Raw genomic sequence first — 17037 nt, 5'->3', positions numbered from 1 at the left:
GCGCGCAGGCGCCGCGCCACTGAACAGACATCATGCTGCCAAGATTCTTCATTCATCGCCCCAACTTTGCCTGGGTGCTGGCGATCTTCATCGTGCTGGCGGGCCTGCTCGCGATGCCGTCGTTGCCGGTGTCGCAATATCCCACCGTCGCGCCGCCGCAGATCGCCATCTCGGCGGTCTACCCGGGCGCGTCCGCGACCACGCTGGTCGATTCGGTGACCAGCGTCATCGAGGAGGAACTGAACGGCGCCAAGGGGATGCTGTACTACGACTCGTCCAGCAGCTCGGCCGGCATCGCGGAAATCACCGTGACGTTCGCGCCGGGCGTCGATCCCGATCTGGCGCAGGTCGACGTGCAGAACCGGATCAAGCAGGCCGAGGCACGCCTGCCGGCCGCGGTCACCCGCCAGGGCCTGCGTACCGAGCAGGTCAGCGCGGGCTTCCTGCTGGTCTACTCGATCAACTTCAAGGGCGACGACGCCGGCAAGGATATAATCACGCTGGCCGACTACGCGGCGCGCCGGATCAACAACGAGATCCGCCGCGTGCCGGGCGTCGGCAAGGTGCAGTTCTTCGGCGCCGAGGCCGCGATGCGCGTGTGGATCGACCCGCAGAAGCTGCTCGGCTTCGGCCTGTCGGTCGCCGATGTCAACGAGGCAATCGCCGCGCAGAACGTGCAGGTGCCCGCCGGCAGCTTCGGCAGCCCGCCGGGCAGCGCGGACCAGGAGCTCAGCGCGACCATCGCCGTCAAGGGCATGCTGACGACCACCGAGGAATTCGGCGCGATCGTGCTGCGCGCCAATGCCGACGGTTCGAAGGTGACGCTCGCCGACGTCGCGCGGCTCGAGGTCGGCCTGCAGGACTACAACTTCGACATGCTGACCAGCGGCAAGCGCGCGGTCGGCGCCGCGGTGCAACTGCGCCCGGGCGCGAACGCGCTGGAGACCGCCCGTGCGGTCCGCGCCAAGCTCGAGGAGTTGTCCAGGTCCTTCCCGGACGACATCGAGTACTCGGTCCCCTACGACACCTCGCGCTTCGTCGAGGTCGCGATCGAGAAGGTCATCCATACGCTGGTCGAAGCGGTGGTGCTGGTGTTCCTGGTGATGCTGCTGTTCCTGCAGAACCTGCGCTACACGCTGATTCCGACCATCGTCGTGCCGGTCTGCCTGGCCGGCACGCTGGCGGTGATGTATGCGATCGGCTTCTCCGTCAACATGATGACGATGTTCGGCATGGTGCTGGCAATCGGCATCCTGGTCGACGACGCCATCGTCGTGGTCGAGAACGTCGAGCGCATCATGGCCGAGGAAAGGCTCGGGCCTGTCGAGGCGACCGCCAAGGCGATGAGCCAGGTGTCGGGCGCCATCATCGGCATCACGCTGGTGCTGGCGGCGGTGTTCTTCCCGCTGGCCTTCATGTCAGGGTCGGTCGGCGTCATCTACCGGCAGTTCTCGCTATCGCTGGCCGTGTCGATCCTGTTCTCGGGCTTTCTCGCGCTGACCTTGACGCCCGCGCTTTGCGCGACGCTGCTCAAGCCGATTGCGCAAGGCCATCATGAAGAGAAGCGCGGCTTCTTCGGCTGGTTCAACCGCCGGTTCAGCCGGCTGACCGAGCGTTTCACCGCGCTGAACTCGAAGCTGCTGCGCCGCGCCGGCCGCTGCATGATCGTCTACGGCATGGTGGTGGCGCTGCTGGCGCTGCTGTACACGCGGCTGCCGGAATCGTTCGTGCCCATCGAGGATCAGGGCTACTTCGTGGTCGACGTGCAACTGCCCCCGGGCGCGACCAACCAGCGCACCGAGGCCGTGGTCAAGGAACTGGAGAGCTGGCTGCTCGGCCGCAAGGCGATGGAGTCGACCACGATGGTGCTGGGCTTCAGCTTCTCGGGCAGCGGCCAGAACGCGGCGCTGGGCTTTCCGACGCTGACCGACTGGTCGGAGCGGGGCGGCGGCCAGCATGCCAGCGACGAGGTGGCCGCCTTCAACGCGCAGTTTGCGGGGCTGAAGGAGGCGCGCGTGATGGCGGTCGATCCGCCGCCGATCGAAGGGCTGGGCAATGCCAGCGGCTTCGCGCTGCGCCTGCAGGATCGCGGCGGCCTGGGACGCGCCGCGCTGGTGGCGGCGCGCGATACGCTGCTGAAGGAGGCCAGCGCCTCGCCGGTGCTGGCGTACGCGATGATGGAAGGTCTGGAGGACGCGCCGCAGCTTCGCCTCGATATCGATCGCGACAAGGCCGAGGCGCTGGGCGTCGGCTTCGAGGCGATCAACACCGCGATTTCCAGCGCCTATGGTTCCGCGACGGTGGCCGACTTCGCCAACGTCGGGCGGCTGCAGCGGGTCGTCGTGCAGGCCGACGTGCGCGACCGCATGACGCCCGAAGCGCTGCTGTCGCTGAACGTGCCGAACGTGCGCGGCGAACAGGTGCCGCTGAGCGCGTTCGCCACGCCAGAGTGGGAGATCGGCCCGGTGCAGGTGTCGCACTACAACGGCTATCCGACGATCAAGATCATGGGCGACGCCGCGCCCGGTTTCAGTACCGGCGAGGCCATGGCCGAGATCGAACGGATCGCCGCCAGGCTGCCGGCAGGCATCGGCTACGAATGGACTGGGCTGTCGTACCAGGAACGGCAGGCCGGCGCGCAGGCGCCGCTGCTGCTCGGGTTGTCCTTCCTGGTGGTGTTCCTGCTGCTGGTCGCGCTGTACGAGAGCTGGGCGATTGCCGCCTCGGTGATGCTGATCGTGCCGATCGGTGCGCTGGGATCGGTGCTGGCGGTCAATGCCCTTGGCATGCCGAACGACGTCTATTTCAAGGTGGGGCTGATCACGATCATCGGTCTGGCGGCCAAGAACGCGATCCTGATCGTGGAATTCGCCAAGTCGCTGCGCGAGCAGGGCATGCCGCTGATCGACGCCGCGCTGGAGGCGTCGCGGCTGCGGTTCCGCCCGATCGTGATGACGTCGATGGCCTTCATTCTGGGCGTCGTGCCGCTGGCCATTGCGACCGGCGCCGGCGCGGCCAGCCAGCGCGCGATCGGTACCGGCGTGATCGGCGGCATGCTGACCGCGACCACGCTGGGTGTGGTGTTTGCCCCGGTGTTCTTTGTCTGGGTGCTGTCGCGCTTCAAGCGGTATCGGGACAATGCAGGGGACAACGCACGAACCACGACGCCGACTGCAACCACGACGACGGAGGGCGCGCAATGAAATCGATTCGATACCGCACGACGTTGCCGTGCCTGCTGTTGAGCGTCACCGCTGTCCTGACCGGTTGTTCGCTGGCGCCGGTCTATGAGCGGCCGGCGGCGCCAGTGCCCACGCAATGGACGTCCGGCCCGATGACGCAGATGGCCGGGATGGCGGCCGGCGAAGCACAGGCCGCGCCCTCATCGGCCGCCGTGCTGCAATGGGACAGCTTCATCGTCGACGACAAGTTGCGCGAGCTGGTCGCGCTGGCGCTCGAGAACAATCGCGACCTGCGGCAGGCGGTGCTGAACATCGAGGCGGCGCGCGCGATGTATCGCGTGCAACGTGCCGACCGTGTGCCGGGGCTGCAGGCGGAGGCGGGCAGCACGCGGCAACGCGTGGCCGAGGACCTGCGCCAGCCGGGCATGGGTTCTGTCCAGCAGACCGTGCAGGCCGGCATCGCGGTGCCGGCGTTCGAGCTCGACCTGTTCGGCCGCGTGCGCGACCTGTCCGAAGCCGCGCTGCGGGAATACTTCGCGACCGAGGAGGCCGCACGCAGCGCGCGGATCAGCCTGGTCGCCGAGGTCATCCAGGCGTATCTGGCGCGGGACAGCGCCCAGCGGCGCCATCTGCTGACCACGCAGACTCTGCAGACGCGCGAAGCGTCGCTGCGGCTGATTGCCCAGCGCCGCCAGGCCGGCACGGCCACCGCGCTCGATTTCTACGAGGCGAGCGGGCTGACCGACCAGGCGCGCGCCGACCTCGAACGGACCGACCGCGAGTTTCGCCAGGCAACCAATGCGCTCGCGCTGCTGGTCGGCGTGCCGGACATCGCCGCGCAATTGCCGCAGGCGCCGCGCGACGACGTGCTGCTGGTGCAGACACTGGCGCCCGGCACGCCGTCCGAGCTGCTGATTCACCGGCCGGACATCCTCGCCGCGGAACAGCGGCTGCGCGGACGCCATGCCGACATCGGCGCGGCACGCGCGGCGTTCTTTCCGCGCATCACGTTGACCGGCATGTTCGGCAGCGCCAGCGGCGAGTTGTCCAACCTGTTCGGCGCGGGCCAGACGGTATGGTCGTTCGCCCCGCAACTGACGCTGCCGATCTTCTCCGGTGGCCGCAATCTCGCGAACCTCGATCTGGCCCATGTGCGCAAGGACATCGCGGTGGCCAACTACGAGAAGACGATCCAGACCGCGTTCCGCGAAGTCTCGGACGCGCTGGCGGCAACCGACACGCTGCGCCGCGAAGAAGTGGCCCGCCGCGCCGTTGCGCAGACCAGCGAGCAGACGTTGCGGCTGTCCGAGGCGCGCTACCGCGCCGGGGTCGACGATCATCTGCGCTATCTGGAGGCGCAGCGTAGCCACTATGCCGCGCAAACGGCGCTGATCGACGTGGCCGCGCAACGGCAAAGCGCGCTGGCCGCCCTGTTCAGGGCCCTCGGCGGCGGCTGGTCAAGCGAGCGGACGCAGGAGGCCGACGCGTCCACAGTGGGGCAACGTTCCCCGACATAGTGCTTCGGATGCCCCCTTGGGTAACACCTTGGGGATCCGTTTTGGGGCGGGCATTGGCCTTAAGTTTTTCTTGGGAGACGGCAAATAAAGTCTTAATTTTCTTTATTTGAGCGGGCCAGTAACATCGGGCGACCATAAGAGGAGAAGCCTGCCATGCCCGCCGTTCGCAACACCGTTCGCAACCCCGTTTGCAACCCCGTTCGCCGCCGTACCTTGCTCGCCGTCGCCGCGTTGTGCGCGATGCCTTCGCTGACAGTCGCCGCGGACAAGTACCCATCCAAGCCGATCCGCATGGTGGTTGCCTTCGCGGCGGGCGGGGCGAACGACACCATCGCCCGCATCCTGGCCAAGGAACTGCAGCAGAGCATGGGCCAGTCGGTCGTGGTCGAAAACCGCGGCGGCGCCGGCGGCCTGATCGGCGCCGACATGGTCGCCAAGGCGACGCCCGACGGCTACACGCTGCTGCTCGGCAGCGCCGGCGCGCAGACCATCATGCCGGCACTGACCCGCAAGATGCCCTACGATCCGCGCACCGGCCTGGCTCCGGTGTCGCTGGTTGCCGAGGCGGCCAATGTGCTGATGGTCAGGACCGGTCTGCCGTTCAACAACGTCAAGGAACTGCTGGCCGGCGCGAAGCAGAAGCCCGGCGCCTATACCTACGGCTCGTCGGGCAATGGCACCACGCTGCATGTCTCCGGTGCGCTGATGGAAAAGCTGGGCGGCATCGACCTGCTGCACATCCCCTACAAGGGCAACGGCCCCGCGATGAACGACCTGTACGCCGGCAACGTCGACATGGTGTTCGGCTCGGTCCCGGTGGCGATGGCGGCGCTGAAGACCGGCAAGGCGAAGATCCTGGCGGTCACCACGAAGAAGCGCATCCCGTCGCTGCCCAATGTGCCGACCATGGCCGAAGCCGGCGTGCCGGGCTACGACTTCTCCAGCTGGTACGGGCTGTTCACCACCGGCGGCACCGATCCGGCGATCGTCGAGCAATTGGCGCGCGAAACCGCCAAGGCACTGGCCAAGCCCGACGTGGTCGCCGCGCTGGCGCAGCAGGGCGTCGAACCGGAGAGCAGCACGCCGGCGGCATTCCGCGCCCGCATCAACGACGAGCTGGTGCGCTGGGAGCGGGACGTCAAGACGATGAAGATTGCGGCGGAGTAAGACCGTCAGTCAGTATCGGCGCGCGCGGCGCCGCGGTATGCGCACAGCGCCGCGCCGGTGATCGCGATCTGCACGATGGCGCAGGCCGTCGCCGGCGTCGAACCGAATCCGACCAGCCTGGTGCCCAACGCGCCGATCGCCATTTGCCCGCAGCCGTAGAGGCCGGCGGCCGCGCCGGTCAGTCCGGGCACCGCCGAGATCGAACGCGACAATGCCGCGGGGCTGGCCAGTCCCGCGCCGACCGTCAGCATGAAGGTGATGGCGATCAGCAGCGGGGCGGTGAGCCAGCCGCCAAGCTGCACCAGCAGCAACGCCGATGCCATCGACAGGCTCAGCCCCGCGCCGGCATTCAGGAAGACCTCCGGCCTGAGCTGGCCCGCCAGGCGCTTGGTGATCATCGTTCCCACACTGGCGCCGACGATCGTGACCGTGGCAAACCAGCCGATCTGCCAGACCGGCAGACCCAGCTGGTCATGGACGATGTACGGCGAGGTCGCCAGATACGGGTAGAGCGCGGTGGTCGAACAGGACCCGCCCACCATGAAGCCCAGATAGCGCCGATTGCGCAGCAGGCGGCCGTAGTCTCGCGCGATCGTGAACACCTGCAGCGATCGGCGCTCCGGATTCGTCTCGGGCAGCAGCCGCCAGGCGCAGTACACCATCACCCCGGCAATGGCGACCAGGAATACATAGATCGCACGCCAGCCGAACTGGTCCGCGAGAAACGATCCCACGACCGGCGACAGGCCCGGGCCTACCAGCGTCAGCAGGTTCAGCAGCGCCAGTTCGCTGGTCACACGGTCAGGCGCGGCGGTGTCGCGCACGATCGATCGGCCCAGCGTGATGCCCGCAGCGCCGCCGAGCGCCTGCGCCATCCGCGCGAACAGCAGCCAGGTCAGGGACGTCGCAAAGAGGGCCAGGATGCTGGCGCACAGGTATAGAGCCAGCCCGATCAGCAGCGTGGGCCGCCGCCCGATCGTGTCCGAGACCGGCCCATAGATCAGTTGGCCAAAGGCCAGTCCCAATACGTAATACGTGATGGTCTGCTGCATGCCCGCGGTGCTGGCGTGCAGGTCGGCGCCGGCGAGCGGCAGCGCCGGCACGAAGATATGCATGGCCATGGTGCCGCTGAGCGTCACCAACACCAGCAACCACATCGGGGCACGGACGGAAGGGGGAATCGCTTGTTGTGAGGACTGCATGATCGGGGCCGCCTCAGACTTCGGTCAGGCGGCGTGCGATTTTCTCGAGGGCGGCACGGGTCGTGCGCAATTCTTCGTGCGACAGCGCCTGCAGGATCTGCGCTTCGATTTCCAGACTCTTGCCCAGCATGCGTTTGGCCATCGCCCGGCCTTTCGTTGTCAGGCGAATGCTCTTGGCGCGCCGGTCGGACTCGTCCGCCTCCCATTCGACCAGACCCATCTCGCGCAACTGCGACAACACCCTGACCAACGACGACTTGTCGAGCGCCAGATATTCGGCGAGCTCGCCCTGGCGCATGCTCGGCGCCGATGATTCATAGAGCGCGACCAGCGGCGCACGCGAAGCATCGGTCAGCCCCAGCTCGCGAAAGCTCTGGTCGACGGCTTTTCGCCAGCGGCGATAAACGGCGCCGACCAGACGGCCGAGACGCGCGGGGGATTGTTCGACGGCGGAGGAATCGGGGGGCTGGGACGGCGGAATGGGTGGCATGCAAACTATTTTGCCGGGTAGATGGTTTGCATGTCAACCAACGCTACGGACCAGACCTTGAGGCTCAAGAGGCCGTGAGCGGCGTTTCGATAGGCGATAAGGCTTCAGGGAACGGCGAAAGGCATTTGATTTCCCGGTAAGCGATATCAAAATTACCGGTTTTACTTGTATTCCCCGATCTTTTACGCTGCTCGCCATTCAATATTCGAAAGACGAGGAGACTTGAATGGCGGAACAGCATAAGCGCAGCGTTACCGATCCAAGCCGCCGCACCGTCATCAAAAGCGGTGCGGCGCTAGCGGTTCAGGGAACGCTCGGCCTGGTGGCACCGACCGTGTTCGGAGCGACGCCGACCAGGGAAATGCCGTTCGACAACGGCCATCGCGAGCTGGTGGCATTTCCGCAGAAGCGTCCGCTGATTCTGCTGACAAGCCGGCCACCGCAGCTGGAAACACCGTTTGAAGTGTTTCGCGAAGGCGTGATCACTCCCAATGACGCATTCTTCGTGCGCTATCACTGGAGCGGCATTCCCACGGATATCGATCCCGCCAGCTATCGCCTGAAGATCGACGGCCATGTCGGCAACGCGATGGAGCTGTCGCTGCGGGAATTGCGCAAGATTGCCGATCCCGTCGAATTGGTCGCCGTCAACCAATGCTCGGGAAATAGCCGGGGATTCTCCGATCCACGCGTCAATGGCGGTCAGCTTGGCAATGGCGCGATGGGCAATGCCCGCTGGACCGGTATTCCGCTGCGGGCGCTGCTGGAAAAGGCAGGCATCAAGCCCGGCGCGGTACAGGTCAGTTTCGATGGACTGGACCGCCCTCCGTTGGAAACAGGACCCGACTTCGTCAAGGCGCTGACCGTCGATTACGCGATGGATGGCGAAGTCATGCTGGCCTGGGCGATGAACGGCAAGGACCTGCCCATGCTGAACGGCTACCCGTTGCGCCTCGTCGTGCCTGGGCACTACGGTACGTATTGGGTCAAGCATCTGTCCCACATCCAGGTACTGGATAAGCCGTTCGACGGATTCTGGATGAACGCCGCCTACCGGATTCCAGCCAATGACTGCGCTTGCGTCTCGCCGGGGACCGCGCCCACTAGCACCGTTCCGATCGGCCGCTTCAATGTGCGCTCCTTCATTACGAGCCACATGCAGGACAGTGTCGTCCCGATAGGCCGGGACGTCATCGTCAAGGGCATTGCGTTCGACGGCGGGCACGGCATCCAGGACGTCGCATTTTCCGACGATGGCGGCGCCAGCTGGCGTGCGGCGTCGCTTGGCAAGGACCTGGGCCGGTATTCGTTCCGGGAGTGGACCATTGCGTTCCGTCCGAACAGAAAGGGCACCTATGACCTGCGGGTTCGGGCAAAAAGCCGCTCTGGCGAGACGCAGCCTCTGACGGCGAACTGGAATCCGGCTGGATACATGCGCAACGTGGTGGAATCCACGCGCATCATCGTCAGGTGAGGGCACCATGAAAAGAACGACATTGCCTTCCATCGTTGCTGCGCTCATTGCCTTCGCAACAACATCGAGTGCGACAGCGCTCGAAGTCCAGCTCCCTCAGGAAACGGCCATGTACCAGCCCAGTACCCTGCCGGGATACACGCTTGCGCTGCAAAATTGCATGACCTGCCATTCCGCGCAATATGTCTCGACGCAGCCCGTGACTTCGTCGCGGACCTACTGGGAAGCCACCGTCAAGAAGATGAAGAAGCCGTTCGGCGCCCCGCTGAAAGACGAGGACATACCGGCGATTGTCGATTACCTCGTCAAGACCTATGGGGCCGAAAAAGGGGAGGGCGTTTCCTCGACCGTGAAAAAGTGAGGCGATGCAGGTGCGGGTGCAGGTGGTTCGCGGCGCGATCGTGGCGCTTCTCCGGTATCACGCCTGGAGATGCGGATGGATCAGCTCCTCGAACCACTCGATAAACGCGCCGACGCGGCGCGATCGATGGCCGCGATGCGGATAGATCAGCGAAATCGGCATCGGAGGCGGGCGGAATTCGGGCATGACTTCCACGAGCCTGCCTCGGTCCAGCAGGTGCTGTACGTCGAAACGCGGGATCTGGATCAAGCCAATTCCGGCGGTGCAGCAGGCGATATAGCTTTCGGCATTGTTGACGACGAGGCGGCTCGGAATCGTCGCATGATGCAGCGTGCCGTGCGACATGTATTCCCATGGCAACTCGCGTCCGGTGGTCGGCGAGGCATAGCCCACCGCCCAGTGGCCTTGCGAAAGATCGCCGGGATGCGCCGGCATGCCGTATTCGTGCAGATAGTCCGCGCTGGCGCAGTTGATCAGGGTCAGCATGCCGAGCCGATGCGCCACCAGGCTGCTGTCCTGCAGCGTCCCGACCCGGATCGCGCAATCGACGCCTTCACGTACCAGGTCGATCGCGCGGTCGGTCGACCCCATGACCAATTGAAGCCTGGGATAGCGCCGCAACAGGTTGCGCAACGCCGGCGCAACCAGACGCCGTGCGATGCGGCTCGGCATGTCTACATGCAGCCGTCCCGAGACGGCGCGCTGGCTGGCTCGAAACATCTGGCCGATATCGTCGGCCTCGTCAAGAAGCGGGCGAACGCGATCGAGCAGCAGCATGCCGTCGGCGGTCAATTGCACCTGCCGCGTGGTCCGGTGCAGAAGGCGGACGCCAATGCCCTGTTCCAGCTGCTGGATGGCCGCCGACACCGTGGTACGCGGCAGATCCAGCGAATGCGCGGCCTTGATGAAGCTGCCCATTTCCGCCACGCGGACAAAGACGCGGTATTGATCCAATCGGTCCATACGATTTCTTCCGTTGCCGCCATGCTACGGCATCGGCCGTCTTACCGGGAGCCGGGGCGCAAGAAAACGGCCCGCTCATGCGCCGATGGAACCGGGCGCGAGCAGGCCGCAAATGGGGGTAGGGGGAATCAGGGGGAATCCGCGGAGAACGTCGTCAGACCGCCGACCGCTTACTTCGTGGTGTAGCCGCCATTGATCAACAGGGTCTGACCGGTGATCCACCAGCCGTCACTGACGAGATGGCGGATAAAGGGAACCACGTCTTCGATATCGGTCAGGCCGGTCGCCGAGAACGGGGACAGCGCCGCCGCGGTCTTGTGATAGGCGACCGCGTCTTCGCCCTCTGCGGGATAGAAGAACGGGGTATCCATCGGCCCCGGCCCAACCGCGGTTACCGAGATACCGCGCGCGCCGAACTCCTTGGCGGCGGCCCGCGTGAAATGCTCGACTGGCGCCTTGGTGCCGGCATAGGCGGAATAGAAGGGTGTAAATGCGCCCAGCAGCGAAGTCACCAGCGTCACGATCTTGCCGTTGTCGTTGACGTGCCGACCGGCCTCCTTCAGAAAGAAGAAAGCGGACTTCGCGTTGACCGCGGCCATCTCATCGTATTCGGCTTCGCTGACCTCGAGGATCGGCTTTTTCAATACCTTGCCCACCGTATTGATGGCGATGTCCGGCCTGCCCACTGCGGCCACCGTATCGGCGAACAGTTTGCCGACCGCAGTCGCACTGCCGAGATCGCCCTGGAACGCAACGGCCCGGGCTCCGGCGCGCTCGATCGCCGCCAGTGTCGCTTCGGCATCGGCCTGACTGGCCGCGCTGTGGTAGTGGATGGCCACCGCCTTCGCGCCTTGCTCGGCGAGGTCGCGGGCAATCAAGCCGCCAAGGTTCTTTGCGCCGCCCGCAATCAGGACGGTCTTGTTCCGGATCGAATGGTCTGCCATTGCGGTCTCCCGTGCGTGTCGAGGGGACCAGTGTAGGCAGCAAACGGTGGGAAATTGAGAGGGCGCGTTGGGATGGACTATCCACGAATTGTGGACAATGCACCGCACATGCGAGTTCCAGATCGCGACCCACGCGGAGTCTTCAGAAGGGACATTCGGCAAAAGACAGTTTCTTATTGCCGACGTAGCTTCATTCTCCTCCCAGCGGGGAACAAAGCCGTCGCGTCGCCGTGCGGCTGATCCGGGCGCCGGCTCCAGTGATCTGACCGAAACGTCGCTACACGATAAAGGATTGCATTTATATCCCTCTTTCGTATGGGGATGGCTTCCGTTTGCTGAATTTCAGTTGACGGAAAAAGTTAGGAGGGAATTAGCATAAATAAGAGAAAATGCCTTTGATCAAATACATCGGCAAGCCATTCTTTTAATCCAGATGGAAGTTTATTTCATCCGTTGCTTCGAGCGATTCCAAATTATCCAGTGATATTCTTGCGCCGCATTTGGTGAGCGTCAAGGCGGAGGGATTCAACCCTAACCCTGAGTACAAGGGACCCGTCAAGCAGCCACTCATCAAGGTCATGCCGATCTTTGCCTGCGGCGAATCCCAGGAGGTCTCGGGCTACACGCCGGAATGCACCGTGGCTGGCAGCCCTCTGAGCGTTCCCTTGAATGGCGGGGAGGTCAGTAGCGAGTACACCATCACCTTCAATTGGGTTCAGACCGCCGAATTGAAGCGGGACGCGCTGACTTTCCCGGTCAAGTTCGACACGTTCGCCTTTGCGCCCGATGGTGCATCGTTCCAGAGCGCCTATGGGCAGACCATCTCGTTCTATCCACGGCTGGACTCGTCGGGTATCCTGCTACGCTGCGACCGCGGAGTTGCGTACAGCGGAGATAACGGCTGCGTTTTTCCCCAAGCCGCCGCCGTGCTTACCGTATCTTCGCCTGGGGCAGAGGAGTATGCGGCTCACATCATGGAAGCCCAGACTGCTGGCGCTCCCGGCAAGTTTCAGATGAAGCCCGGATTTCGGGCCATTGCTGACGACTCAGTACGTGGGACTGGCCTCGTACTACAGCGGACGCAAATACCTATCATGAACGTTGCTAACCGATACGCCTCGTGCGGGAGCCCGAGCTCGCTTATCGTTCAAAATCCCAGGGCAAGCAGCTCATGCTCCCCAACAGGCGGTGTGCCCACGTGCCAATGCGACGAGTATCCCTTTGCCAGTACATATCAAGGGGCTTTCGAGATGCCATCGACCACTTCTGCGAAATACATTCTTGCGGCACATAACGGAAAAGGGGGAACCGACCTCGGAACGTTCTACCGGCAGGAGCGTGTTATTGATCTCTCCTATGAGACTGGTCAGGCTGGAAGCCGCTTGGACCCGTATCCAGCATTCGTTCGCGAGTATGGTGGCGATGCGTTTTGGGTCCATGTAACACCGTGAGCTAGCAAATGAACACCGCCGTGGTACAACTATGGAAACGCCTGGACTTGCTGTTGCGGGAGCGTGCTGCGCCGATGTACACGATCCTGCTGCCGCCAGCGCATTCTTCCGATTTCGAAGCACTGGAGCAAACTCTGAATCTGAGGTTGCCGGACGACGTACGCCAGTGTTATTCGTGCCACGGTGGCCAGCACTTCCAGGACTGGAATTCTCTCGCTTTCTTCCCATTCCTCTACTGGCATGATTTGGACCGCATCGGACAAGATATGGCGTTCCTGTCGACGCTGCGCGAAGAGGGCATCGCATCTGACGGCAATGCTGACATGTGGTTCCAGCCGAACGATTCTATTCGTGCGAACCAGGCCGTTCGTTTCGACTATTGGAACCCGAAGTGGATTCCCATTGCGAGAAGCGTGACCGGCGTAAGGATGTTTATTGATTTGGTGCCTGGACCGATTGGTACGGTGGGGCAACTTGTCTTGTGGATGCCCGACAGTGGCGATGGAAGGTATGTCCTGGCACCAAGCCTTCCGGCTTATCTATCCGACATGGCGGACGCACTTGAGCACGGCTGGCTGCGCTTGTCAGGGAAGGAATGGTGGGATTGCATCCTGAATGGACCGTCTGGGGATAAATGGCCGCGGAAAACTTAGCAGGATTCCCAACCAATGAATACCAATGTCGCATCGCTGCGCACTACTGGCATGATGTTGCGCAGAGCCCCGTCACCTCCGGACCCGCTGGTACATCGCCATCAGCGGCGTCGCGGTCGAACCATGCAGCACAATCGACACGACCACCGTGCACAAGGTGATCTGCAGCAGCAGGTCGGCCTGCGCCATTTCGGGGGCATGGGCGAGCGAATAGGCCAGGTAGTACAGCGAGCCGATGCCACGGATGCCGAACCATGCGGTAAGCCGCCGTTGCGCCGGCCGCAAGCCCATGCCGGCCGTGGAGAGATAGACCGAGAGCGGCCGGATCAACAGAATGAGCAGCAGGGCGCAGCCCAGCGCCGGAACGCTGAACGTCGCCCGAGTCAGCATGGCCCCGATCAGAAGCGTGACGCATAGCTCCGCCAAACGCTCCACGTCCAGGGAGAACGCGGATACGGTCTGCGTGAGATACGCCGCGGCCTTGTGCTCGTGAGTGGCGACCTGTTCGAGACCCTTTATGGGGACGGTACCGAGCACTTCGTCCGGCGGCGTGTTCGGGTTTTCGTCGCGTTCCACCTGGCGCATTGCCACACCGGCCGCAAACACCGCCAGGAAGCCATAGGTGCTCGCCGATAACGCGGCGCCATAGGAGACGCCGATCAGTCCCAACGTGAAGAAGCTCTCTAGCCCGACAGCCTCATGAAAGCGCATGCGCAAGGCAAGAATCGTCTTGCTGGACAGCAGGCCGAGCGCGGCGCCGATCGCGAGGCCCCCTACCGTTGCCCAGATCAGGTCGACGGCAATCCATCGCGTCAAACCGGGGCCCAGCTGGTGATGGCCGAGCAGGCCCAGGCCAAGCATCACGAAGGGAAATGCCGTGCCATCGTTGAGGCCGCCTTCCCCGGTCAGGCTGAAACGAACGATGTCCCGGTCTTCGGTGTCCTCCATTTGCACGTCGGAGGCGAGCACGGGATCCGTGGGCGCAAGGATGGCGCCGGCAAGGACCGCGACGCCGAGCGGCAGGCCGAGCCAACCGACCCCTACCGCGCATACCCCGGCGATGGTGAGCAGCATCGCCACACTGGCAAGCTGGACCGGCAATCGCCATATCCGATATGACATGCGCACGCGCAAGCGCAGCCCGACGCCGAACAGCGAGATCAGCACAGCGATTTCAGTGACGATCTCCAGCGCGGCGACGTGGTCCGGATCGTGGAGATCGAGCAAGATAAGCCCGGCGCCAACCGGTCCGAGCGCCACGCCAAACAGCAGGTATAGCGCCGAGGGGGCGATCGGCATCCGTTTCACAACCGAGCCGATGAGGCCCATCGTTACCATCAGCCCACCGATTACCAGCGCCCAGATCGCGAACATCGTGACCTCCCGGCCAAGCCGGCTCGCCAACGCCGGGCGCAATATTCGACTCGCCCGTACGCAGCTATCCGCACCCAATCAACTTAGGCGAAGTTGGGCGATAGACGCAATGCCGGGCGCGGGCGCGGCGGGCAATTCGATCCGGATCCGAAGTCCTCGTCCATCGGGCCCGTCCTCAAGCAGTACCCGCCCGCCATGCGCCTCGCAAATCTGGCGCACGATAGCCAGGCCCAGACCGCTGCCCGGCTGAGCCACGTTACCCAGGCGCGCGAATCGATCGAAGGCCTTGTCCCGCAGCGCCGGTGCAATCCCCATGCCGCTGTCGTCCACCAGAACCAGGTGCGTGGCGGTGCCGGCAATCACCGTCACTTCCACCCGTCCGCCCGCCGGCGTGTATTGCACGGCGTTGTCCAGAACGTTGGCGAGCATCTCGCGCAGCATGCCCTCGTCGCCATTGACGTAGGCCTGCGCCTCGTCGCGGGCGATCAGGCCAAAGTCCAGCTGCCGGTCACGTGCGGCGAGATACCACTCGGCCGACACCGTCCTGCATAACGCCGTCAGGTCGAGCGGATGTGCCGCGGCGCCAGCGGCAGAATGCGGCGGCTGGGCATCGCTACGTGCCAGCGTCAGCAGCTGGTTGGTCAGCCTGATGGTGCGGTCGATTGCGTCCCTGATCTCGCGCCATTCCGGCTTGGCCTGATAGGTGCGCACGGCATGATCTGCCTGAGTTCTGACCAGTGCCAGCGCGGTGCGCAATTGATGCGAGGCGTCGTCGAGGAATTGCGATTGCCGCGAGATCATGGCGCGCAGGCTGTGCAGATAGCCGTTCAGCGACGCGAGCAGGGGATGGACTTCGCGCGGCAGCTCGGGGACGTCGATCGGGTCCAGACTGTCGGTGCCGCGGGCGCGCAGCGTTTCCTCGATGTTCTTCAGCGGTCGAAGCGCGACATGTACGGCCAGCGCGATCAGCGCAATCGAGGCGGCAATCAGCAGCGCTTGCTGCCACAGCGTGGTCGCCAGCAGCCGCATCGCCATATCGTCGCGCATTTCCAGCGTTTCGCCGACCTCGACCAGAGCGATACCGCCATCGCCAGCGCCTGCCACCGGTTGCCACAACGCCGCGACACGCAAGGGCGTGCCGAGATAGTCGGTATTGTAGAAATGCACGAGAGCAGGGTAGTCGTCGCTGCGCGGCACATCGTTGGGCATCGCGGGTAGATCGCGATCGCCGGAGACAAAACGCCCGGCCGGATCTCGCACCCGGTAATAGATGCGGCCGCGCGTATCGACCTGGAAGGTATCCAGCGCAACGTAGGGAACGTCGACCACGAGCTGTCCGTTGCGATAATCCAGCCGTTCGGCGATCGCGCGCGCGGAGGCCAGCAGCGTGCGGTCATGGGCCTGGTTCGCTTCCGCCAATGCCGTGCGATACGACGTGAAGGCGGTAAAGAGTCCTACCGCCACCAGTGGAATGGTCAGGCGCCACAGCAGACGCCGGCGCAGACTGTGCCGCCTGTCAGCCGTCGCCATGGTTCGCTTCGAGCAGGTAGCCGATACCCCGGACGGCGGTAATCGTCGTTTTGCCATTGCGCAGCTTCTTGCGCACGCGCGACACGTAGAGCTCGATGGCCTCGGGATTGACTTCATCGTCGAGCGAGAACACCCGTCCCAGCAGGCTTTCGCGGGTCACGACGCGGCCCGCGCGAATGAACAGGGCCTCCAGCACCGCATGCTCTCGCCGCGACAGCGTCAGCGGTTCATCGCGCAGCAGAAAGGCGCGCTCGACCGAGTCGAAGGCGAGGTCGCCGAAGCGCGTCACGGGCTGGCCACCATGGGTGCGACGCAACTGCGCCTTGATACGCGCGCTCAATTCACCGAGGTCGAAGGGCTTGGCGATATAGTCGTCCGCGCCCAGGTCCAGGCCCTTGATGCGGTCGGCAACTTCGGTGCGGGCCGTCAGGATCAGAATGGGCGCGCCGATGCCGCGAGCCCTCGCAATACGCAGTACCTCCAGGCCATCGATGCCGGGCAATGACAGGTCGAGCAGGATCAGGCCATAAGGTTGGTCCTGCAGCATCGACAGAGCCGTTTCGCCATCGGGGACATGATCGATATCGAATCCGTCCGCCCGCAGGGATTTGACCATCCAGGCTGCCAGCTCCTGATGGTCCTCGATCAGCAATAAACGCATGGAATAGGGTAAACGCTAGGCCGTGACAGTCGCAATGACAGGCTTGCGACAGGATCGGGCTCTACGAT

The 17037-nt window shown here is 64.2% G+C and carries 14 protein-coding genes; 7 read left to right on the top strand and 7 right to left on the bottom strand.

Annotated features, from left to right (window positions below):
• The first annotated feature begins 35 nt into the window (after positions 1–35).
• From M1D55_RS04740 to M1D55_RS04730, 3 genes are all read left to right on the top strand, one after another.
• Complete coding sequence (locus M1D55_RS04740) at positions 36–3203, top strand: multidrug efflux RND transporter permease subunit (RefSeq protein ID WP_456281305.1); 3168 nt, start codon at positions 36–38, stop codon at positions 3201–3203.
• Positions 3200–4699: an efflux transporter outer membrane subunit gene (locus M1D55_RS04735; RefSeq protein ID WP_456281289.1), complete on the top strand. Its 1500-nt coding sequence runs from the start codon at positions 3200–3202 to the stop codon at positions 4697–4699. Before M1D55_RS04740 ends, M1D55_RS04735 begins: the two co-directional genes overlap by 4 nt.
• A 153-nt stretch (positions 4700–4852) precedes the next feature.
• Complete coding sequence (locus M1D55_RS04730; RefSeq protein WP_456281288.1) at positions 4853–5866, top strand: Bug family tripartite tricarboxylate transporter substrate binding protein; 1014 nt, start codon at positions 4853–4855, stop codon at positions 5864–5866.
• 5 nt (positions 5867–5871) lie between these two features.
• On the opposite strand, the gene M1D55_RS04725 is transcribed toward M1D55_RS04730, so the two are convergent.
• Positions 5872–7068 (bottom strand): multidrug effflux MFS transporter, encoded by a 1197-nt coding sequence (locus tag M1D55_RS04725; protein WP_456281287.1) that lies wholly within the window; start codon positions 7066–7068, stop codon positions 5872–5874.
• Between the two features lie 13 nt (positions 7069–7081).
• Positions 7082–7558 carry a MarR family winged helix-turn-helix transcriptional regulator gene (locus tag M1D55_RS04720; RefSeq protein ID WP_456281286.1) on the bottom strand — a complete coding sequence of 159 codons (477 nt, stop codon included), beginning with the start codon at positions 7556–7558 and terminating at the stop codon, positions 7082–7084.
• Between the two features lie 226 nt (positions 7559–7784).
• Here M1D55_RS04720 and sorA point away from each other — a divergent pair, with 226 nt between their 5' ends.
• Positions 7785–9032: a SorA family sulfite dehydrogenase catalytic subunit gene (gene sorA, locus M1D55_RS04715; protein ID WP_456281285.1), complete on the top strand. Its 1248-nt coding sequence runs from the start codon at positions 7785–7787 to the stop codon at positions 9030–9032.
• Positions 9033–9039: 7 nt separating this feature from the next.
• A complete protein-coding gene (sorB, locus tag M1D55_RS04710; protein ID WP_456281284.1) occupies positions 9040–9393 on the top strand; it encodes a SorB family sulfite dehydrogenase c-type cytochrome subunit in 354 nt (117 codons plus the stop codon).
• A gap of 57 nt (positions 9394–9450) precedes the next feature.
• Here sorB and M1D55_RS04705 read toward each other — a convergent pair whose 3' ends face one another.
• Positions 9451–10356: a LysR family transcriptional regulator gene (locus tag M1D55_RS04705; protein WP_064575282.1), complete on the bottom strand. Its 906-nt coding sequence runs from the start codon at positions 10354–10356 to the stop codon at positions 9451–9453.
• A gap of 170 nt (positions 10357–10526) precedes the next feature.
• Positions 10527–11300, bottom strand: coding sequence for an SDR family oxidoreductase (locus M1D55_RS04700; RefSeq protein ID WP_232205190.1), 774 nt, complete (start codon positions 11298–11300; stop codon positions 10527–10529).
• Between the two features lie 503 nt (positions 11301–11803).
• Here M1D55_RS04700 and M1D55_RS04695 point away from each other — a divergent pair.
• Together M1D55_RS04695 and M1D55_RS04690 are read left to right on the top strand one after the other, a co-directional pair.
• The gene (locus M1D55_RS04695; RefSeq protein ID WP_456281283.1) at positions 11804–12751 is read left to right on the top strand and encodes a NucA/NucB deoxyribonuclease domain-containing protein; all 948 of its coding nucleotides are present in this window, start codon (positions 11804–11806) and stop codon (positions 12749–12751) included.
• 8 nt (positions 12752–12759) lie between these two features.
• A complete protein-coding gene (locus M1D55_RS04690; RefSeq protein ID WP_456281282.1) occupies positions 12760–13404 on the top strand; it encodes an SMI1/KNR4 family protein in 645 nt (214 codons plus the stop codon).
• A 72-nt stretch (positions 13405–13476) separates the two neighbouring features.
• Here M1D55_RS04690 and M1D55_RS04685 read toward each other — a convergent pair whose 3' ends face one another.
• The 3 genes from M1D55_RS04685 to M1D55_RS04675 all read right to left on the bottom strand — a co-directional run bounded on the left by M1D55_RS04685 (position 13477) and on the right by M1D55_RS04675 (position 16969).
• Positions 13477–14778, bottom strand: a complete 1302-nt coding sequence (locus tag M1D55_RS04685) for a cation:proton antiporter (RefSeq protein WP_456281281.1) — start codon at positions 14776–14778, stop codon at positions 13477–13479.
• Positions 14779–14856: 78 nt separating this feature from the next.
• Positions 14857–16308: a sensor histidine kinase gene (locus tag M1D55_RS04680; RefSeq protein ID WP_456281280.1), complete on the bottom strand. Its 1452-nt coding sequence runs from the start codon at positions 16306–16308 to the stop codon at positions 14857–14859.
• Positions 16295–16969, bottom strand: coding sequence for a response regulator (locus M1D55_RS04675; RefSeq protein WP_023264320.1), 675 nt, complete (start codon positions 16967–16969; stop codon positions 16295–16297). Before M1D55_RS04675 ends, M1D55_RS04680 begins: the two co-directional genes overlap by 14 nt.
• Positions 16970–17037: the final 68 nt, after the last annotated feature.

This window comes from Cupriavidus sp. JZ107 (assembly GCF_053903255.1).
Note: the sequence above shows the minus strand (reverse complement) of the source record. Positions and strands in the feature narration are given on the sequence as shown.